Here is a 20,084-nt window from a genome sequence, read left to right as displayed (position 1 = left end):
ACATAATATATTTCATGCGTAAAGCCCTCGATTCGGCTTCCTGCAAGACTTCTGGAGAGCTGTCGATGGCGTTTGACGTGCTCAGAGCCGTTGACCTCCACGTGCGTCGGTGGTAAAAAAACGGAATCTCGTTTCGTCCTGAGGAACGTCTCCTAGCGAGGAGCGCTGGATGAGCACTCCGCCGAACTTCGCTCCACCGTCCGTGTCCGCCGTACTCGCGTCGTCGCTCGGCCTGGCCGGCGAACTGCTTCTACAGGCCGCCCGGCAGCGGCGGTTGGAGGAGGCCGTGATCCGGGTGAGCGCCGAGGTGCGCGCCAGGCCGCCACAACTCGGTGCTCCACTGTCACCGGTCGAGGCGGACTGGGTGGCTCGGCGGGCCGACGAGATGGTTGAGGCATGGCTGGCCCCGCTGAGCGAGGCGCGCCGTGCAGCTTGACTTCGAGGCACGGGTCCAGCAGGAACTGGTGCTGGCGATCCGGCGCTACTGGGCGGGCCCGCTCTACCGGACGGTGGTCGACCAGGCCGAGGAGATTCTGCGGCTGGACCCCGACACCGACGTCCCGGGACTGGAGCGGGCGATGTCGACCTCCGCGGCATACCAGGTGTTCGGCTGGCTGGAGCAGCATCTTCAGCAGGAGAAGTACTGCGGGCCTCGGGGGTTGCTCCAGGCGGCGCGCAGGCAGAGCGGCGCCATTACCGCCGAGTTGGACCGTACGGCGAGCCTGCACGCCGAGCGGCTGGTGCTCGACCCCGACATCGAGCTGCCCGCCTACTACCGGGAGACCGACTTCCATCTGGTACCCGGCGGAATCCACAGCCGTGACTACGACGGAGTGGTCTACGAGTGGGCGGCCGGGTCCACCACGATGATGTCGAACGAGAACGTGTCCGTACACGACGCGCTGGCCGCACACATCGCGGGCCTGCGGCCCGCGCGTGTCCTGGACGTGGGCTGCGGCTTCGGTCGCACCCTCGATGCGCTGGCGCCGCTGCTGCCCGATGCCTGGCTGGCCGGCTGCGACCTGAGCGCACCGGCCCTGCGGGTCGCGCACCACCATGCGGTGACCCGGGGCCGACCCGTGCACCTGCGTCAGGCACGGGCCGAGGACCTGGGTCCCTATCCGGATGCGAGCTTCGACGTGGTGACCGCGACCATGCTGATCCACGAGATGCCGCAGGCGGCGGTGCTGGCCTTTCTCCGGGCGGCCCGCCGGGTGCTGCGCCCCGGGGGACGGCTGGCGATTCTGGACTTCTATCGGATCCCCGGACAGACGCTGGGGCTGTTCTTCCACCTCGGCCATGCCCGGCGCAACGGCGAGCCCTACATGCCCGACCTGCTCGGGCTCGACCTTGAGGGGGAACTGCGCGGCGCGGGCTTCCTCGAATCGTCGACAACACCCTTCCCGGACGGTGCGGCCGCTCACCAACTCCCGTCACGCTGGCGGCTGCCCTGGACCCTGATCGAAGCCGTGGCGGGCCGGACGGATGGGGCGGGGCCGACCGATGACGTATGACCTGGTGGTGAAGGGTGGTCTGGTCGTGTCCGGCGCCGGCGTGCGCCGTGCCGATGTCGCGATCGGTGACGGCCTGGTCGCGGAGGTGTCCCGGAGATCGATGCCGCATCGGCCAGGCAGACCTACGACGCGACCGGCCGGTACGTGTTGCCGGGCATCATCGACGCACACAACCACCCGTACTACGCCGACGACATCGAGGCGTTCTCCGTCGCGGCGGCGGCCGGGGGTGTGACGACCCTGATCCCGTTCGCCGGCCGGCAGTGGCACGGCGCCGGCCCGAGTTCGTTGACCGAAACCGTGGCCGAGTTCGTCGCCAACGGTCAGGCTCGCTCCTGCCTGGACTTCGGGGCGCACGTCATCGTGTCGCCCGGCGACGACATGGCCACGGCCGTTCCGGAACTGATCGGCCAGGGCATCGCCTCGTTCAAGGCGTTCACCGCGTTCCCGGGCAACCGGATGCTCGACGACGGGCAGATCTTCGACCTGATGTACCTGCTCGGCCGCAGCGGTGCCCTGGCGATGGTGCACTGCGAGAACGGGCACGCCGCGGTGGCCCTGGAGCGGCGACTGCGCGAGGCGGGACGGGTGGGCGCCGGGGACTACGGTCGTTCGCGCCCCAGCCTGGCCGAGTCCGAGGCGGTGTACCGGGCGCTGAGCCTGGCCGAACTGGCCGGCTGTGACGCGTACATCGTGCACGTCAGCGCGGCTGAGTCGCTGGACGTGATCCGGGGGTTCCGGGATCGGCCGGGACCGGCCCGGTACGCCGAGACGTGCACCCACTACCTGCTGCTGACCGAGGAGGACCAACAGCGGCTGGGCGGCCTGGCGAAGATCTCGCCGCCGATACGGGGCGCCGCCGACCGCGCGGCGATCTGGGATGCGGTGCGCGACGGCACGATCGACGTGGTCGCCAGCGACGCCTCCGGGCAGACCCGGGCGGGCAAGAAGCCGCAGGAGACCAACTTCTTCGAGGTGCCGTTCGGGCTGCCCGGTGTCGAACACATGCTGCCGTTGGTCGTGCACGGCGGGCTGTACGAGCACGCCGTGGGACTGACCACGCTGGCCCGCGTCTTCTGCGAGCGGCCGGCCGACATCTTCGGGCTGGGCCATCGCAAGGGGCGGCTCATCCCCGGGCACGACGGGGATCTGGTGGTCTACGACCCCTTCCCGGCCTGGACCGTGGGGCAGCAGCCGTTGCACGGCAACTCCGACTACAGCGTCTTCGACGGGCGGCAGGTGTTCGGCCGTCCCGTGCTGACCGTTCAGAGGGGGCGGACGGTGTTGCACGACGGGGCGGTCGTGGCCGAGCCCGGACAGGGTGAGTTCCTGCCCGCGGGTCCGGCGGCGGGGGAGGTCGCGCGATGACCGGGCCGTCGCGTCCCGAGCTGATCCACACGAGCCCGTTGAACTTCGCCCCGGACGTCACCTCGGGCGAACACATCCGGCCCGACATCACGGTGACCGATTGCACGCTGCGCGAGGGCCAGCAGGCGGCCGAGGTCGCGTTCTCACCGGACGACGAGGTCGAGTTCGCACTGGCGCTCCAGGACATCGGCGTACCGGTCATGCAGGTCGGCTACGCCGGGACGGACGACCGGTCGGTGGGCCGCATCCGGTCGGCCTGCCCTCGGCTGGCGCTGGCCAGCCTGCTGGTGGGCTGGAAGCCGGATGCTCTGGACGCGCTGCACTCCACCCGGGAGGCCGGGGCCGATGTGTGCTCGGTGCTCTTTCGCTCCACCGACGCGCACCTGGAGAAACTCCGGCACACCCGGACCTCGGCGATCGATCGGGTGCAGGAGTTGGTCGCCGCGGCCAGAGCCGCGGGATTCCGGGACGTCGCGTTCGGTCCGTCGTTCTCGACGCTCGCCGATGTGGACTACCTGTTCGAGATGTACCGGGCGGCCCTGGACGCGGGGGCCACCGTGATCTCGCTGGCCGACTCGACGGGCACCGCCAAACCCGCCGTGGTCCGGTACCTGGCCGCGCGGATGCGGACGTTGTCGGACACCGCCGGGGTGCGCATGCACATGCACAACGATCTCGGCCTCGCCATGGCCAACACCCTGGCCGGGATCGAGTGCGGTGCGGACTGGATCGAGGTCACCGTCAACGGGCTGGGTGAGCGCGCGGGCAACTGTGCGTTGGAGGAACTGGTCGTGGCGCTGGAGGCGCTCTACGGCATCCGGCTGCCGATCCGCTCCGAGGGGCTCTACGGCGTGAGCGAACTCGTCTCCCGGCTGACCCGGATCCCGATTCCACCGATGAAGCCGGTCGTGGGCGCCGACGTGTTCGCCAACAAGCTGGAGATCCATGTGATCGCCGCCGAGGCGGACCCGACCCTGATGGAACCGTTCGATCCGGTGCTGGCGGGCAACCGACGCACCATCCGGCTGGGCCGGGGCACCGGGCCGACCGGGGTGCGGATGAAGGCGGCCGAACTGGGCCTCCAGGTCGCCGACACGCGGCTGCCCGTACTGGTGACGCAGATCAACGAGTGGGCGGTGACGCACAAACGCGGCGTCACCGATGCCGAGTTCGCGGCCATGGTCGAAGCGGAGGAGCGATGACGCAGGCACAGGCTCGCCCGGGGAAGGAGAAGCTGGACCTCCCGGCGCTGTTCCCCGAGCTCGACGCGATCAGCGATCCCGCCCTGCGCTCAGCGGTGGTGGACATCTGGGAGGACCTGTGGGCCCGGAGCGACTATGACCGGCTCAGCGACGTACCGGTGTCGGTGAAGATCGACTATCCGCAGGTCAAGCACGCGCAGGGGGTCGCCGCGGCCGCGCTTGCCGTGGCCGACGTGTGGGAGCGCGTGCACGGGGTGTGTATCGATCGGGACGTGCTGATCGCCGGTGCCCTGCTGATCGACGTCAGCAAGCTGGTCGAGACCCGCCGGTCCGAGGACGGCGGGATCGGATACACCGAGCTGGGGAAGTCCCTGCCGCACGCGACATTCGCCGCGCACGCGGCGCTGGAGCGGGGGGTGCGGCTCGATGTCATCCACTGCATCCTCAGCCACTCCCCGAACGGCGGGAAGGCCCCGAACACGGTGGAGGCACAGATCCTCGACTGGCTGGACCAGGCCGACATCAGCGCCTTCGGCTTCCACATCTGGGCACGCAAGGTCACCCACTACCAACCTTGACCGTCCCCTGGCCGACAGAAGGGAGATTCACCGTGCTGAGAGCGCTGGGAAAGCAGCTGTGGCACCTGGCCGTCGTGCTGCTGGGCGCGGTGACGATCACCTTCATCGCCCTGCGGCTCAGCGGCGACCCGCTCGACGCGTTGCTGTCCGCGGAAGCCACCGAGCAGCAACGGCAGAGTCTCAGCGAGCAGCTCGGGCTGGATCGATCGCTGCCGGAGCAGTACTGGCAGTTCGTCGTGCATGCCCTGCGCGGCGACCTGGGTCAGTCCATCGTCACCGGACTGCCGGCCAGTCACATGGTGTCCGACCAACTCGCCCCGAGCCTGCTCCTGGCCGCGGTCTCGCTGTTGGTCAGCGCCGTTGTCGGGGTCGGGCTCGGGGTGGTCGCCGCCACCCATCGGGGCGGGATCGTGGACCGGGCGGTGGGTGCGGTCGCCTCGGTCGCCCAGGCCGCGCCCTTGTTCTGGGTCGGCCTCGTCCTGATCATCATCTTCGCGGTCCGGCTGCGCTGGCTGCCCGCCTCGGGCATGGGGGACGCGCGGTACCTGGTCCTGCCGGTGCTCACACTTGCCTCCGGCAACCTGCCCTACGTGCTGCGGCTGACCCGTACCACCATGCTCGGCCTGCTGGAGGCCGACTTCGTGCGGTTCCACCGGGCCAAGGGGCTGGCCTGGCGGACCATCGTCTACCGCCACGCGCTGAAGAACTGCCTGCCGCCGGTGATCGCGTTGCTCGGCCTGCAGGCCGGGCCGCTGCTGGGCGGGGTGGTCGTCATCGAGTACGTGTTCGGCCGCTCCGGCGTCGGCACGCTGCTGATCAGCTCCATCTACAGCCGGGACTACCCGGTCGTCCAGGCCGCCGTCCTCGTGCTCGTGGTCGCGGTGGTCGTCGCCAACACCCTGGCGGATCTGACCGTGACAGTGATCGATCCCGGGTGCGCGTGGGAAGGGCCATGTCATGAGCGCAGTCAGGAACGGATCCCGGTCCGTGGCCCGGCGCCTGCGCCGACTGTCTCCGGCCGGACGGGTCAGCGCGGTGGTGCTGCTTCTGCTGATCGCGGTGGCGGTCCTCGCCCCGCTGCTCGCTCCGTACTCTCCGACCGGTGGGGAACTGCGTGACCTGCTGCGTCCACCGGCCTGGCAGGCGGGCGGAACCTGGTCCTTCCCGCTGGGCACGGACAGCCTGGGCCGCGACGAACTGTCTCGGCTGATCTACAGCGCGCGAATCTCCCTCCTGGTCGGCTTGCTCGCGGCGCTCATCGCGAGCGTGGTCGGCGTTCCGCTCGGACTGGCCGCCGGATATCTGGGCGGCCGGACGGACTCGTTCATCGTGGGGCTGGTCAACATCATGATGGCCTTCCCCTTCCTGTTGCTGGCCCTGCTGGTTGCCGCCGTCGCGGGCCCCGGGCTGCGCAACGTGCTGTTCATCCTCGGTCTCACCGGGTGGCCCATCTACACCCGAGTGATCAGGTCGGTCGTGCTGGAACTGCGCGAGCGGACCTTCGTGACGAACGCGCGGGTAATGGGGCTGTCCCATCTGCGCGTCATGTTCCGGCATGTGCTGCCGGGAGTTTGGCCAACCTTCCTTGTCATCACGAGCTTGCAGATCGGCCACATGATTCTGGCCGAAGCCTTCCTGAGCTTCCTCGGTCTCGGCATCCAGCCGCCCACCCCCACCTGGGGCGCGATGCTCAGCGAAGGGCGTGCGCACATCTACGAACAATGGTGGCTTTCCGCCCTCCCCGGCCTGGCGATCCTGATCACGGTTCTGTGCGTGAACGTGCTCAGCGACAGCGTCCGAGACGCTCTGGCCGCCGGGACCTCCCGGGCGGATGACGCCGAAGCGTCCATGTCTCCCGCGATACCGCAAGTCGTCGCGAGCTGAAAGGCCAGATTCATGCCTACCGAGAACCCCTTTTCGAAGTCCGTCCCGCAACATCTGCTGGACCGCCGCTCCTTCCTGCGCATCGGTGGAGGCGTCGCGGTCGCGGCGGTGGGCGCCTCGGCGCTTGCCGCGTGTGGCGACGACGAGACGTCCGCGAGCTCCCAGAGCGAGCGCATCGTCATCGCCCACAGCCAGGGCGTGCCCACGCTCGACCCCGACCTGACCGCCGCCGACGTGCCTCATTCGGTGATCATGGAGGTTTGCGAGCCGCTGCTGGACTACGACCCGGACGGCCGGGAGATCGTCCCGTGGCTGGCCGAGTCGTGGAGCTTCCTCGACGACACGACGCTGGAGCTGAAGTTGCGCAGCGGCGTGACGTTCTCCAACGGGGAGCCCTTCGACTCCGCCGCGGTGAAGTACACCTTCGAGCGCACCGCCGACCCCGCGACCAAGAGCGTCAACGCGGCCTTCGGCAACGTCACCTCGGTCGAGGCCCCGGACGCGAGCACCGTGCGGTTGGTGCTCAAGCAGCCCGACGCGCTGCTGACGCAGTTGCTGACCGTCTACCCGATGCTCGCACCCAAACACACCGCGGAGGTGGGCGCGGGACTGGCCACCAACCTGGTCGGCACCGGGCCGTACAAGCTGAAGACCGTGAGCACCGGCTACGAGGTGCTGCTGGAGCGCAACGACTCCTACTGGGGCACGAAGCCCGCCTACCGCGAGGTCAGCTACCGGACCATCGAGTCGCCTGAGACCCAGTTGTCGGCGTTGACCTCGGGCCAGATCCACATCGCGGCCGACCTGCTGCCCCAGCAGGCCAAGACGATCGACGCGAACCCCTCGGTCAACGTGCTCTCGAAGGCGAAGATGCTCATGGCCTACATCGCACTCGACGCCAAGGGCCGCACCGAGCCCGATGGGCCGATGCGCAACAAGCTGGTCCGGCAGGCGATCAACCATGCCGTGGATCTGGACTCGATCGTGGAGAACATCCTGCTCGGCTACGGCACGCGCATCGGTGCGGTGGCGCATCCGGCGCAGTTCGGCTTCGACGAGGCGATCAAGCCCTACCCGTACGACCCGGACCGGGCCAGGGATCTGCTGCGGCAGGCCGGGTATCCGGATGGGTTCGAGGCTCGGATGATCAGCCAGACCGCGGGGATCGTGGCGCAGGCTGACGCGGCTCAGGCCATCCAGCGGGACCTGGAAAAGGTCGGCATCAAGGTGAGCCTGCAGACCATGACCGATCCGACGGCTGTCGGCCAGGTCGTACGCGGTGGCAAGGCCGGGCCGATGTTCCAGTTCGGCAACGCCGCCCGGGGCATCTTCGACGTGGGCGCGGGCCTGTCGTCGTTCCAGAGCGACAACGCGTTCTCCTACTTCGCCAACGACGATTTCATGAGCCTCTACACCGAGCAGGGCCGGACCACCGACCCGGAACGGCGCAAGCAACTGCTGTCGCAGCTGCAGGAGCTGATGCACGAGGAGGCTCCGGTGCTCTTCCAGTGGGCGGTGCACGCGATCTGGGCGGTGTCCAAGGACGTCAACTGGCCGGGTTACCCGGGACGGTTCAACCGCCTCTACACCGCGAAGCCCGCGTAGCGGAGCACCGGAATGACGTCACACGTACTGCTGTCCGTGCGCGACCTCGCCATCGACGTCGATGTCCCGCGCGGCGATGCGGGGCTGGTCCGCGATGTCTCGTTCACCATCGGCCGGGGGAGAGCCTGGGCCTGGTGGGCGAGTCGGGATCGGGCAAGTCACTGACGTGCATGGCCCTCGGTGGTCTCCTGCCCAGAGGGCTCCGGGTGACCGGAGGTGAGATCGTCTTCGACGGGGGCGATCTCACCAGGTGTACCGAACGTCAGTTGCGTGCGGTGCGGGGCAGCCGGATCGGGTTCGTCTTCCAGGACCCGTCCGGCGCTCTGGACCCCCTCTTCCCGGTCGGCCGTCAGATTGCGCAGGTGGTACGGGCGCACCTGGACGTGAGCCGGGCCGAGGCCCGACGGCAGGCCCTACGGCTGATGGACGAACTGGAGATCCCGCAGGCGGGTAGCCGGTATCACGCCTACCCGCACGAGTTGTCCGGCGGCATGAAGCAGCGCGTGTGCATCGCCATGGCGCTGGCCGGTGGGCCGGATCTCCTGGTGGCCGACGAGCCGACCACCGCCCTCGACGTGACCACGGAGGAGGCCATCCTCGCCCTGATCCGGCGCTTGCGTGCCGAGCGTGGGCTGGCACTGCTGCTGGTCACGCACAGCCTGCCGGTCGCCGGGGCGATGGCCGACCGGCTGTGCGTGATGTACGCCGGGGAGGTCGTCGAGACCGGCGTCACCCGGGAATGTCTGGAGAGCCCGGGCCATCCGTACACCGAGGCCCTGGCCCGGGCCGCGAGGTCGCTGGAGACGTCCCGAGACGGCTACGTGTCCGGCATTCCCGGGGTGGTGCCCAGCCGGGTCCTGAGGGCCGACCGTTGCCTGTTCGAGGCGCGCTGCGACTACAGCACCGCCGAGTGCGCCCGTCAGCATCCGCCGGCGGCGCCCACCGCCGCGGGCCAGGCCGCGTGCTGGCACGTCGACCGGGGGCGGGTGGGCGTGTGACGGCCGATGCGGTACTGAGCGTGGAGGCGCTGGTCGTCGAATTCCGTCGGCGTGGCCGCCGGTCCGAGCCGCTGCGGGCTCTGTCCGAGGTCAGCCTGGAGGTCCGACCCGAGGAGACGCTCGCGCTGGTGGGCGAGTCGGGGTCGGGCAAGACCACGCTGGGTCGCGTTCTGGTCGGGCTGCAGAAACCCACCGGGGGAAAGGTCCGGCTGCACGGCGCCGAACTGGGGCCGGTGCTGCGCCGTGAATTTCGGCGTACCCGCAGGAAGCTTCAGATCATCTTTCAGGACCCGAACGGCTCGTTGACCCCGTGGCAGAAGATCGGGGACGCGATCGCGGAACCGCTGCTGGTGCACGGTCTGGTCCCGGACCGCCGAGCGGCCTGGGACCGGGTGGCGAGCCTGCTCGACCTGGTCGGGTTGCGCCCGGAACACGCGTCGCGCTACCCGCGGGAGTTCTCCGGCGGTCAGCGTCAGCGCATCGCGATCGCGCGGGCGCTGGCGCTGGAGCCCGAGATCCTGGTCTGCGACGAGATCACCTCGGGCCTGGACGCATCGGTCCAGGCCCGGGTGATCAACCTGTTGTCCGATCTGCGCCGCCAGCGGCGGATCAGCTATGTGTTCATCACCCACGATCTGCACGTCGCGCGCACGGTGAGCGACCGCATCGCGGTCATGGCCGGTGGCCGGATCGTGGAGTTGGGCGATGCCGCCGAGGTATTCGACCGTCCGCAACATCCCTACACGCGTCGCTTGCTCGCGGCGCAGCCCACCCTGCCTGCCGGCAATGTCATGAAGGGAAACAAAACATGAAGATCGTCAATGCTCGCCTGCTCGATCTGGATGCGGACAGGGCCACCGGTCCGGTGACCGTCGAGGTCGGCGACGGGGTGATCGGTGCGGTCCGGGAGGGCGTCGAGGCCGCTGCGGCGGGAGACATCGATGCCGGCGGCGGGTTCGTGCTGCCCGGCCTGATCAACAGCCACGAACACCTCAGCCTGAAAGGACGGCTGCTCGATCCGAACGGCGATCAGTACTACGACGTCTACCGGGCACCGGCCGAGCGGCAACTGCTGCAGAGCGGCCGAAGCCTGCTGACCTCGCTGGGCCGCGGCATCACCACGGTTCGCGACGCCGGGGCGGCCTGGTCGGTGAACATCCAGGTTCGCAACGCGGTCCGCGACGGGGTGCTGCCCGGTCCCCGGGTCTACACCTGTGGGCAGGTGCTGTCCATCCCGTTCGAGGGCGAGAAGGTCCAGGTGGCCGGGATGACGGTGGACGCACAGGGCGTCGACGGCGTCACCAACACCGTCGCCGACCTGACCAAGCAGGGCGTGGACTTCATCAAGATGAAGGGGCACCGACGGGACTTCTCCGACCCCCGGCGGAACAACTACTTCTCGTCCGAGGAGATCGTCACGGCCGGCGCGGAGGCACACCGGCAGGGGCTGAAGTTCGCTCTGCACGCCTGGCACTGCCATGTGGTCGAGCCGGCACTGCAGGCGGGCGTCGTGGACTCGATCGAACACGGCAACCCGCTGCACGAGCAGCCGGAGCTGATCGAGAAGATGGCCGCCGACGGGGTGATCTTCGTACCCAACATCGTCAGCTGGGCTCCCCGGCCAGAGGCACGCTGGTCCCGGTACCCGGACATGGCCGGCATCGCGCTCGAACGGGTCTGGGACAGCGTCCGGCTGGCCATCCAGGCGGGGGTGACCCTGGCCGCCGGCACCGACCTGCACAACGACCACCTGCACACCGAACTCGCCGCATACGTCGAACTCGGCCTGACGCCGGCCCAGGCGCTCAAGACCGTCACCGCCAACGGCGCGAAGCTGCTGGGGCTGGAGTCGGAACTGGGCACGATCGAGCCGGGCAAGCTGGCCGACCTGGTGCTCCTGGACGGCGACCCGCGGGCGGATCTCGCCCTGCTGGCCAAGCCCCGGGTGGTCGTCTCTCGCGGGGTGGCGTTCGACGCCGTTCAGCTGCGCCGGCTGGTGGGCGACGAGTAGCCGTGATCGAAACGCTGGTCGCTGAGCTGGCCCAGTTCGAGCCGGGCCGGGTGGACGGCAACCTGGACCTGATCATCGAGCGGCTGGGTGCCGACGGGGACGGGTCGCCGCGTCTGCTGGTCTTTCCCGAACTGGCCCTCTCCGGGTTTCCCGTGCACGACCGGGTTCCGGCAGAGCGGGTCGGGGACAGCCCCCGCCTGGCCCGGATCGAACGGGCGGCCGTGGCCGGCGGAGCGCACGCCGTTGTGGGCTTCGCCGAGGCGGGACCGGACGGGACCGTCTTCAACAGCGCCGCCGTGTTCGGCCCCCGGGGGCTGCTCGCCGTGGTCCGCAAGCGGCACCTGCCGGGTCTGGAGGCGCGTTGGTTCGCCGCCGGCGGTCCGCCCGCAGTGATCAACACCGAGCTGGGCGTGCTGGGCGTGGCGATCTGTTATGACGCCTGGTTTCCCGAGTACGTCAAGGCACAGGCGGTCCAGGGGGCCGAGATCATCGTCAACATCAATTCGATCTGGGCCGGGGGCAGCGCCGGCGGTATCGGTGACTCGGCGGCCAAGCGCCGGTACTGGCGGGTGCTGCCGGTCGCGCGGGCCCTGGACTGTCAGACCTACCTGCTGGCCTGCAACGGATGCGGGCGGCACGACTTCGGGGCGCCCACCGGTCGGTGGCGGCGGATGGGCGGCAGCCGCATCGTCGATCCCGCCGGTGCGGTGCTGGCCACGGCCGCCAGCGGACCGGCGACGGTCACCGCCGTGCTCACGGCGGCCGAGCTGGACCGGGCCAGGAAGTCCATCCACCTGCTCGCCGACTCCGAGCCGGCAGGGCCTGGTGCCGCAACCAGAAGGGACGAGAGACATGACGACTCCGCAGCTCACGCCTGAGGGGCAGGAACTGCTTGACACGATCCGTCGCCAGCGCGGTGGGAAGACCATGGCCACGCACGAGGTGCTGGCGGCGCGCGACCCGGCCTTCCTCAACGGCTACAACGAGATCTACAACGCCGCGCAGTCGGACGCGCAGGGACTGCCCGCGTACGTCCGCGAACTGATGGTGATGGCGCTGGACATCGCGGTCGGCGGCTCGCCGACGGTGGCCCGCGCGCATGGTCGCAAAGCGGTGTCGCTCGGCGCCACCGAGGCCCAGGTGCTCGGCGCGGTGGAACTCGCGATCCTGGTCAGCGCCGGGCGAGCCATGTCCTACCTGCCCGTCATCTTCGACGATGAGTCGGCCAGGTCATGACGGTAATATCACGAAGCGCCGCAGCCCGGTGGCTGGGGCGGGACGGGCACGGCAGTGCCGGAGGGAAGTCGAATGACCGCGACGGGTTCGGTGGAGAGACAGACCATCGGCGCGCTGGAGCGCGGGATCGACGTGCTGCTGCTGTTCACCCGGATCGACTCGGGGGCGCTGGGCGTCACCGAGATCGCCGGCCGCCTGGGTCTGCCCAAGGCGGTGGTGCACCGAATCCTCAACACGCTGCGCACCAGCGACCTGATCGGCTTCGATCCAGAGACTCGCCGCTACTCGCTCGGCCCGACCGCCCTGGCGCTGGGCGAGGCGTACCTGTCCCGGATCAACCTGCGCGAATTCGCCCAGGAGCCGATGCGCCGGCTGGTGGAGCGCACCGGGGAGACGGCCACCCTGTCGATCCGGGCCGGGATGTCCCGGACCTATGTGGATCAGACCACCCCGGCCAGGGAGGTCAAGATGACCGTCCCGCTGGGCCTTCAGGTGCCGCTGCACATCGGCGGATCGTCAAAGGCGTTCCTGGCCTTTCTCGACGAGGCCGACCGCGAGCGGTATCTCGCCACGCTCTCCGACGTGGATGTCGGTTCGCTGCGGCACACCCTGACCGCCATCCGCAGCCAGGGCTTCGCGGCCTCCCTCGGCGAGCGGCAGGAGGGCGCCGGCTCGGTGGCCGCCCCGATCTTCGACGCCAAGGGCTCGGTGACCGCGGTGATGAGCGTCTGCGGGCCACTGGAGCGGTTCCGGCCGGTCGTGGGCCAACTGTCGGCGCTCCTGCTGGTGGAGACGGCCGCGCTGTCACGGCGGCTCGGGTACCCCTTGCGCTGACCGCTCCCGCCGGCGCGCGGCCGGCCCCGCCCCCGGCGCATCGTGGTCGGCCGGCGGCCCGTCGTGGTCGGGCGGCGGCCCGTCGTGGTCGGGCGGCGGCGCGGTGTGGTGTCACCGTGGGGCGGCCCGGAGGCGGTGGGGCGCGGTGAGGATCTGGTTCCAGAAGCACACCGTGGCCGGGCGGAACCCGTGGCTGGATCGCAGCTACGCGCGGCACCGGCGCGATCTGGCGGCCCTGGGGGCGCAGGTGGACTTCCACACCCTGCCCGCCGAGGTCTACCCGACCCGGATCCCCGCCGATCACGTCCGCTTCGGGCAGTTGGAGGTGCTGTTCTCCTGGTACTTCGCCGATCAGGCGCTGCGGGCCCAGGAGGACGGGTACGACGCCTACGTCATCGGCACCAGCCAGGACCCGGGCCTGGCCGCGGCACGCAGTCTGGTTTCGATCCCGGTGGTCGGGTACGGACAGGTCGCCTTCGAGTTCGCCCGGTCGCAGGGGCTGCGGTTCGGGGTGATCGGGTTCGTGCCCGCGTTGGAGGAGATCCTGCGGGAGAACCTCCACGCGTACGGCTGCGCCGCGGCCTGTGTGGGATTCCGGTACCTGCCCGAGGGGCGCGAGGTGCTGGAGGCGGGCGCGGCCGAGGGCGCGGTGGCCGGACTGCGCGCCGAGATCGACAGGGCCGCGGCTCAACTGCGGACGGAGGGCGCACAGCTCATCATCCCCGGCGAGGGGATACCCAACGAGCTGCTCTGCGCCGCCGGGGTACGCGAGGTGGGCGGGCTGCCCTTCCTCGACGCCAACAGCCTGGCCCTGTCGACCGCGCACCTGCTCGCCCGCACCCGGCGGCAGGGCGTGTGGCACCGCGACGTGCCGGGCTACCACACCGACCGGGCGCCGGAGACGGAGGTGCGGCGGCTGCGCGCGCTGTTCGGTCCCGCCGTCAGCCATGCCCGGGAGCTTCCCGAGGAGGACCGCCATGTATGACCTTCTCGTCCGCGGGGGCAGCGTGGTCGGGCCCGAGCCCGGCCCGCCGCGCACCGCCGACGTCGCGGTACGCGGCGGCGTCATCGTCGCGCTCGGCTCCCACCTGCCGGGACCCGCTGCCCAGGTGGTCGACGCCGACGGACTGCTGGTCTTCCCGGGCGCCGTCGACGCCCATCAGCACTGGGGCATCTACAACCAGTTGGACGCCGACGCCGAGTTGGAGAGCGCCGCAGCGGCGCAGGGCGGCGTGACCACCGGACTCAGCTACATGCGCACCGGGCAGTACTACCTGAACCGCTCCGGTGCCTACGCCGAGTTCTTCCCGCAGGTGCTGGCACAGGCCGCGGGGAGGTCCTATGTGGACTACGGGTTCCACCTGGCCCCGATGATGAACCGGCACATCGAGGAGATTCCCGAGCTGATCGACCGGTTCGGCGTCACCTCCTTCAAGATCTTCATGTTCTACGGAGGGCACGGGCTGCACGGCAGGTCGGCGGATCAGTCGGCGTTCCTGATGACGCCGCCGGACGAGCGGTACGACCTGGCGCACTTCGAGTCGGTGATGCGCGGGGTGCAGGCGGCCCGGGCCGCACGACCGGCCCTGGCCTCGTCGATCTCGCTGTCGCTGCACTGCGAGACGGCCGAGATCATGACCGCGTACACCCGGATGGTCGAGCAGGGCGACCTCACGGGCCTCGCGGCCTACAGCGCGTCGCGACCCGCACACAGCGAAGGGCTGGCCGTGACCATCGCGTCGTACCTGGCGTACGAGACCGCCCTGCCCACGATCAACCTGCTGCACCTGTCGTCGGCCAAGGCGCTCGACGCCGCGATGCTGATGGCGACCACGTTCCCGGAGGTCGACTTCAGACGCGAGGTGACGATCGGTCACCTGATGGCGGACATCGAGACCGCCTCGGGAATCGGAGGCAAGGTCAACCCGCCGCTGAGACCACGCTCCGACGTGGAGGCGTTGTGGCGGCACCTGCTGGCGGGCAACGTGGACTGGGTGGCCAGCGACCACGCATGCTGCCGCGCCGAACAGAAGTTCGGCGACCCGGCCGAAGACGTGTTCCTGGCCCGGTCCGGGTTCGGCGGTGTCGAGTACCTGTTGCCCGGACTGCTGACCGAGGGGGTTCGCCGGGGCCTGAGCCATCACACGATCGCCTGCCTGAGCGCGGCGAACCCGGCCGACCGGTTTGGACTGGGCGGCAAGGGACGCGTCGCGCTGGGGTACGACGCCGACCTGGCCCTGATCGACCCGGACTCGCCCTGGACCGTGCGGGCGCGGGACTCGCTGTCCCAGCAGGAGTACACCCCGTTCGAGGGCATGCGGATGACCGCCCGGGTCGTGCACACGTTCGTGCGGGGGCGGCAGGTTCTCGACGGCGGGAAGCTGTCCGGCCCGCCGGCCGGGCGGTACGTCGCCCGCCCGTCCCGTCCGGTGGATCCCCGATGACCGGGCGGGCGGCGTTGGCCGGGCTGACCGTGCTCGACTGCGCGACCCTGTTCGCCGGGCCGCTGGCGGCCACGGTACTCGGGGACTTCGGCGCGGACGTCATCAAGATCGAGCATCCCCGGCGGCCCGACCCCAGTCGGCACCACGGGCAGGCGAAGGACGGTATCGGCCTGTGGTGGAAGATGCTGGGGCGTAACAAGCGCAACATCACCCTGGACCTGAGCCGCCCGGAGGGCGCGGACGTGCTGCTGCGCCTGGCCGCGGGCGCCGACGTGCTGATCGAGAACTTCCGTCCCGGCACCCTGGAGCGCTGGGGGCTGAGCCCGCAGCGCCTGTTGCAGGCCAACCCGGGCCTGGTCATCGCCCGGGTCACCGGCTTCGGCCAGTTCGGCCCGTACGCGCGCCGCCCCGGTTTCGGCACGCTGGCCGAGTCGATGAGCGGGTTCGCGGCGGTCACCGGCGAACCGGACGGTCCGCCCACGCTGCCACCCTTCGGACTGGCAGACGGGGTGGCCGCGCTGTGCTGCGTCAACGCGGTCCTGACCGCGCTGCGTCATCGCGAGGTCGGCGGGGGAGCCGGGCAGGTGGTCGACCTGGCCATCGTCGAACCGTTGGTGACCCTGCTCGGCCCGCAGGCCACGGTCTACGACCAACTGGGCGTCGTGCAGCCGCGGACCGGCAACCGGTCGGTCAACAACGCCCCGCGTAACACCTATCGGACCGCCGACGGCAGTTGGGTGGCGATCTCCACGTCGTCGCAGTCGATCGCCGAGCGGGTGATGCGGCTGGTCGGCCACCCCGAGGTGATCGACGAGCCGTGGTTCGCCGCCGGGACGACCCGGGCTGAGCACGCCGGGGAACTGGACGGCTATGTCGGCGCCTGGATCGCGGAGCGCGAACTGGACGAGGTGGTCGCCGAGTTCGAGCGGGCGGAGGCGGCCGTGGCGCCGATCTACGACATCCGCGGTGTGCTGGCTGACCCGCAGTACCAGGCGCTGGACACCATCACCACGGTCCCGGACGCCGACCTCGGCCCGCTGCGCATGCAGAACCTGCTCTACCGACTGTCCGAGTCGCCCGGGTCGATCCGCTGGACCGGGCGTGCCCACGGCGCCGACACCGCCGCGGTGCTCGCCGAGCGGCTGAGCCTGACCGAGTCCGAGCTGACGCTGTTGCGGGAACGAGGTGCGATATGAGCGCGGCGCTCTGGGAACGGCTGGCCGCGGCGCAGGTCATCGACCTGGCTCATCCCATGCGCGGCGGAATGCCGCAGTCGCCCAACCATCCGCCGTTCCGGATGACGCTGGAGCGGCGCCACGGCGACATGGTTCGGGCGGACGGCGGCTCCGCCGCCAACGAGCTGATCATCACGGGCGGGCACGTCGGTACCCACGTCGACGCGCTCGGCCATGTTTCGCAGGACGGCTACCTGTTCGGGCGGCGCCCCACTCCGCCCGCGCAGAGCCACCGGGGCCTGGCCGAGCTGGGTATCGACACGGTGGCACCGGCCGTGGGCCGGGGCGTACTGCTGGATGTCGCGGCGGAGCACGGGACCGAGACGCTGCCCGCGGGATACGAGATCACCGTCGCGGACCTGGAGCGCGCCCAGAAGCGAGCCGGGGTGCGGCTGCTGCCCGGCGACGTGGTGCTCGTCGCGACCGGCTGGTCGCGGCACTGGCACCGGCCCGATGTGTTCGTGGGGTCGGCCGCGGGTGTACCGGGACCGGGCGAGGAAGCCGCGCGCTGGCTGGCCGCGCACCGCCCGGCCATGGTCGGCGGGGAGACCATCGCCTTCGAGCACATTCCGGCCGAGTCCGGGCACGCCCGGTTGCCGGTGCACCGAATCATGCTGGTCGAGGCCGGGATCAACATCGTGGAGACGATGTGTCTGACCCGGCTGCGCGAGTGCGCGGTGGGCGAGTTCTCGATCGTCATGAACCCCCTGCCGATCATCGGCGCCACCGGCGCGCCGGTGCGTCCGCTGGCGCTGGTGGAGCCGTGACGCGCTCCCTCGACACGGCGACGATCGCCGGGACGCTCGCGGCGTTCGCCGTGGAGAGCCGTACGTCCCTGCCCGCCGCGGTGTCCGCGGACGCGGCCAACCGCGTCCTCGACTTCCTCGGCAACAGCCTGGCCGCCTCCGCGGCCACCGATCCGGCAGCGCCGCACCGGGCATTGACCCGGCTCATGCTCAGGCGCGGGGGCAGGCCGGAGGCGGCCGTGCTGCCCGGCGGCCCGCTGCTCCCGGCGGCCGGCGCCGCCCTGGTCAACGGCACGCTGGCGCACAGCCTCGACTTCGACGACACCCACCTGCCCTCGGTGCTGCACCCGAGCGCCTGCGTGGTACCCGCGGCGCTGGCCGTCGCCCAGGAGCGGGGGAGCAGCGGCGCTCGCCTGCTGACGGCGATCGCGGTCGGCGACGAGGTGTGCAACCGGCTGGGCCTGGCCTCGTACGTACCCCAGCTGCGCAACTCGCTGTTCTTCGAGAAGGGCCTGCACGCCACCTCCATCTGCGGGACCGTGGGCGCGGCCGCCGCCGCGGCCATGCTGCTGGATCTGGACACGGCCGGGATCGCCTCCGCGCTGGGGATCGCCGCCAGCATGGGCGCCGGGCTGCTGGAGGCGAACCGGACCGGCGGCACGGTCAAGCCGGTGCACTGCGGCTGGGGCGCGCAGGCCGGCGTCGAGGCCGCGGCCTTCGCCGCCGAAGGGATCACCGGGCCGCCCACGGTCTTCGAGGGTCGGTTCGGTTTCCTGCGCGCCCACCTTGACGACGCCTACGACCCGGAGGCCGTCACCGCGGAACTGGGCACTCGCTGGGAACTGCTGCGTACGGTCTACAAGCCCTACCCGTCCAACCACTTCACCCACGCCGGGATCGACTGCGCGCTGGCGCTGCGGGCCGAGGGGCTCGACCCGGATCTCGTCGAGGCGATCGAGCTGGGGGTGGCCGGGGCGCCGCGGCGCACCATCGGAGAGCCGGCCGCCGAGAAGATCGCACCCCGATCCGGATACCACGCGAAGTTCTCCGGGCCCTACACGGTCGCCACCGCCCTGCTGGGAGGTGGCGGGCTCGGCGTGTACCTCGACGACTTCACCGACGACATGCTGCGCGATCCCCGGCGAATGGCGTTGGCCCGGAAGGTCACCGTCGTGACGGACGACGTCTGCGACCGCGAGTTCCCGCGCCGGTTCGGCGCGGTGCTGCGCGTACGCACGCGCGACGGCCGGCGATGGGAGCATCGCGTCGGCTCATCCCGAGGCGGCCCCGGGCACCCGCTCACACAGCCGGAGCTGGAAGAGAAGTTCCGGCTCAACGCGGCGTGGGCACGCGTCGACGACCCGGACGCCCTGTCCGGGGCCGTCCGGGCGTTGCCGGCGGCCGGGTCGGTTGCTCAATTGATGGGTCTGCTCGCGTTCCCGGACCGACGGGACGGTCAGAAATGACCCGCAGCTTCCTCTACGTGCCGGGTGACTCGCCCGAGAAGCTGACCAGGGCCCCTGGGCGCGGGGCCGATGCGTTGATCATGGATCTGGAGGATTCGGTCGTGCCGGCCCGCAAGGATCTGGCCCGCCAAGCCGTCGCGGCGGCCGTCGGTCCGGCCGCGGACGCCGGGCAGCAGGTGTGGGTACGCGTCAACAGCCAGCGCGTCAGCCACGACATCGCCGAGGTGTGTCAGACCGGTCTCGCCGGGATCGTCGTCGCCATGGCCGTGCCCGATCTGGTGCGGGAAGCCGACGCGGCGCTGACCGCGGCCGAAACGCGCCTCGGCCTGGTCCCGGGATCGGTCGCCCTGCTCCCACTGATCGAGAGCGCGCAAGGTCTACTGGACGCGCCCGTGCTGGCGCGGATGCGCCGAGTCGCCCGGCTGGGTCTCGGCGAGGTGGACCTGGCCGCGGACCTGGGAATCTCTCCGAGCGAGGCGGGCGTCGAACTCGCCCCGGCCCGCCTTCAGACAGTGGTGGCCTCCGCCGCGGCGGGCCTGCCCGGCCCGGCCGGACCGGTGCCCTTACGCCTCGACGATCCCGACGGGCTGCGCCGATCGACCCGGGCGCTGATGGCTCTGGGCTTCCGTGCCCGCACGGCCGTGCACCCCAAGCAGATTGCCACCATCAACGAGGTTTTCACCCCGTCCCCGCAGGAGATCGCCGAGGCGCGCGACATGCTGGCCGCCTTCGACACCGCGCGAGCGGCGGGCACCGGGGCCATGGTGGGGCCGGACGGCACGATGGTGGACCTCGCGGTGGTCCGCGCCGCCGCCGACGTGCTCTCGCGAGCGGGTACGCCGCCAGGCTGACCGCGATCCTGCTCTCCCGCGCCCCGGCATGGCCGCCGCCATGCCGGGGCGCGTGGGGGTTCGCGTCCCGGCGCGCTCGGGTCGCGGAGGTCGAAAGTGAGGTTGAAGGTCC

The 20,084-nt window shown here is 70.7% G+C and carries 21 protein-coding genes; all 21 read left to right on the top strand.

Annotation, left to right across the window (positions count from 1 at the left end):
* Positions 1 to 169 precede the first annotated feature (169 nt).
* The 21 genes from CIK06_RS24300 to CIK06_RS24205 all read left to right on the top strand — a co-directional run bounded on the left by CIK06_RS24300 (position 170) and on the right by CIK06_RS24205 (position 19,972).
* Entirely contained in the window at positions 170 to 436 is a 267-nt protein-coding gene (locus CIK06_RS24300) for a hypothetical protein (protein WP_157756927.1), read from the top strand.
* Positions 426 to 1,514, top strand: a complete 1,089-nt coding sequence (locus CIK06_RS24295) for a class I SAM-dependent methyltransferase (protein WP_095566756.1) — start codon at positions 426 to 428, stop codon at positions 1,512 to 1,514. The genes CIK06_RS24300 and CIK06_RS24295 overlap by 11 nt, the downstream gene beginning before the upstream one ends.
* Positions 1,515 to 1,658: 144 nt before the next feature.
* A complete protein-coding gene (locus CIK06_RS24290; RefSeq protein WP_157756926.1) occupies positions 1,659 to 2,882 on the top strand; it encodes a dihydroorotase family protein in 1,224 nt (407 codons plus the stop codon).
* Positions 2,879 to 4,084, top strand: a complete 1,206-nt coding sequence (locus CIK06_RS24285; protein WP_095566754.1) for a LeuA family protein — start codon at positions 2,879 to 2,881, stop codon at positions 4,082 to 4,084. The genes CIK06_RS24290 and CIK06_RS24285 overlap by 4 nt, the downstream gene beginning before the upstream one ends.
* Positions 4,081 to 4,662 (top strand): hypothetical protein, encoded by a 582-nt coding sequence (locus CIK06_RS24280; protein ID WP_095566753.1) that lies wholly within the window; start codon positions 4,081 to 4,083, stop codon positions 4,660 to 4,662. The genes CIK06_RS24285 and CIK06_RS24280 overlap by 4 nt, the downstream gene beginning before the upstream one ends.
* 32 nt (positions 4,663 to 4,694) lie before the next feature.
* On the top strand, positions 4,695 to 5,780 hold the full coding sequence (locus CIK06_RS31635) for an ABC transporter permease (RefSeq protein ID WP_095566752.1): 1,086 nt from the start codon (positions 4,695 to 4,697) through the stop codon (positions 5,778 to 5,780).
* Entirely contained in the window at positions 5,698 to 6,546 is an 849-nt protein-coding gene (locus CIK06_RS24270; protein ID WP_232533835.1) for an ABC transporter permease, read from the top strand. The genes CIK06_RS31635 and CIK06_RS24270 overlap by 83 nt, the downstream gene beginning before the upstream one ends.
* A 12-nt stretch (positions 6,547 to 6,558) precedes the next feature.
* The gene (locus CIK06_RS24265) at positions 6,559 to 8,151 is read left to right on the top strand and encodes an ABC transporter substrate-binding protein (RefSeq protein ID WP_095566750.1); all 1,593 of its coding nucleotides are present in this window, start codon (positions 6,559 to 6,561) and stop codon (positions 8,149 to 8,151) included.
* A 12-nt stretch (positions 8,152 to 8,163) separates the two neighbouring features.
* Entirely contained in the window at positions 8,164 to 8,316 is a 153-nt protein-coding gene (locus CIK06_RS29665) for a hypothetical protein (protein ID WP_157756925.1), read from the top strand.
* Between the two features lie 5 nt (positions 8,317 to 8,321).
* Positions 8,322 to 9,149 carry an ABC transporter ATP-binding protein gene (locus CIK06_RS24260; protein WP_232533834.1) on the top strand — a complete coding sequence of 276 codons (828 nt, stop codon included), beginning with the start codon at positions 8,322 to 8,324 and terminating at the stop codon, positions 9,147 to 9,149.
* Positions 9,146 to 9,961, top strand: coding sequence for an ATP-binding cassette domain-containing protein (locus CIK06_RS24255; protein WP_198347993.1), 816 nt, complete (start codon positions 9,146 to 9,148; stop codon positions 9,959 to 9,961). The genes CIK06_RS24260 and CIK06_RS24255 overlap by 4 nt, the downstream gene beginning before the upstream one ends.
* Positions 9,958 to 11,160 (top strand): amidohydrolase family protein, encoded by a 1,203-nt coding sequence (locus tag CIK06_RS24250; RefSeq protein ID WP_095566747.1) that lies wholly within the window; start codon positions 9,958 to 9,960, stop codon positions 11,158 to 11,160. The genes CIK06_RS24255 and CIK06_RS24250 overlap by 4 nt, the downstream gene beginning before the upstream one ends.
* A 2-nt stretch (positions 11,161 to 11,162) precedes the next feature.
* The gene (locus CIK06_RS24245) at positions 11,163 to 12,038 is read left to right on the top strand and encodes a carbon-nitrogen hydrolase family protein (RefSeq protein WP_095566746.1); all 876 of its coding nucleotides are present in this window, start codon (positions 11,163 to 11,165) and stop codon (positions 12,036 to 12,038) included.
* Positions 12,013 to 12,396, top strand: coding sequence for a carboxymuconolactone decarboxylase family protein (locus CIK06_RS24240; RefSeq protein ID WP_157756923.1), 384 nt, complete (start codon positions 12,013 to 12,015; stop codon positions 12,394 to 12,396). Before CIK06_RS24245 ends, CIK06_RS24240 begins: the two co-directional genes overlap by 26 nt.
* Before the next feature lie 72 nt (positions 12,397 to 12,468).
* Positions 12,469 to 13,230 (top strand): IclR family transcriptional regulator, encoded by a 762-nt coding sequence (locus CIK06_RS24235; protein ID WP_095566744.1) that lies wholly within the window; start codon positions 12,469 to 12,471, stop codon positions 13,228 to 13,230.
* Positions 13,231 to 13,375: 145 nt separating this feature from the next.
* Entirely contained in the window at positions 13,376 to 14,215 is an 840-nt protein-coding gene (locus CIK06_RS24230; RefSeq protein ID WP_095566743.1) for an aspartate/glutamate racemase family protein, read from the top strand.
* The gene (locus CIK06_RS24225) at positions 14,208 to 15,674 is read left to right on the top strand and encodes a dihydroorotase family protein (protein ID WP_095566742.1); all 1,467 of its coding nucleotides are present in this window, start codon (positions 14,208 to 14,210) and stop codon (positions 15,672 to 15,674) included. Before CIK06_RS24230 ends, CIK06_RS24225 begins: the two co-directional genes overlap by 8 nt.
* Positions 15,671 to 16,870, top strand: coding sequence for a CaiB/BaiF CoA-transferase family protein (locus tag CIK06_RS24220; protein WP_095566741.1), 1,200 nt, complete (start codon positions 15,671 to 15,673; stop codon positions 16,868 to 16,870). Before CIK06_RS24225 ends, CIK06_RS24220 begins: the two co-directional genes overlap by 4 nt.
* Positions 16,867 to 17,676, top strand: coding sequence for a cyclase family protein (locus CIK06_RS24215; protein ID WP_095566740.1), 810 nt, complete (start codon positions 16,867 to 16,869; stop codon positions 17,674 to 17,676). The genes CIK06_RS24220 and CIK06_RS24215 overlap by 4 nt, the downstream gene beginning before the upstream one ends.
* Positions 17,673 to 19,121: an MmgE/PrpD family protein gene (locus tag CIK06_RS24210; protein WP_198347992.1), complete on the top strand. Its 1,449-nt coding sequence runs from the start codon at positions 17,673 to 17,675 to the stop codon at positions 19,119 to 19,121. The genes CIK06_RS24215 and CIK06_RS24210 overlap by 4 nt, the downstream gene beginning before the upstream one ends.
* Positions 19,118 to 19,972, top strand: coding sequence for a CoA ester lyase (locus CIK06_RS24205; RefSeq protein ID WP_095566739.1), 855 nt, complete (start codon positions 19,118 to 19,120; stop codon positions 19,970 to 19,972). The genes CIK06_RS24210 and CIK06_RS24205 overlap by 4 nt, the downstream gene beginning before the upstream one ends.
* The last annotated feature ends 112 nt before the right edge of the window (positions 19,973 to 20,084 follow it).

Origin of the sequence: Plantactinospora sp. KBS50 (assembly GCF_002285795.1) — a bacterium.
In the GTDB taxonomy this organism is placed as follows: Bacteria; Actinomycetota; Actinomycetes; order Mycobacteriales; family Micromonosporaceae; genus KBS50.
The sequence above is the reverse complement of the archived record's forward strand: the minus strand, read 5'-3'. Positions and strand labels throughout refer to the sequence as shown.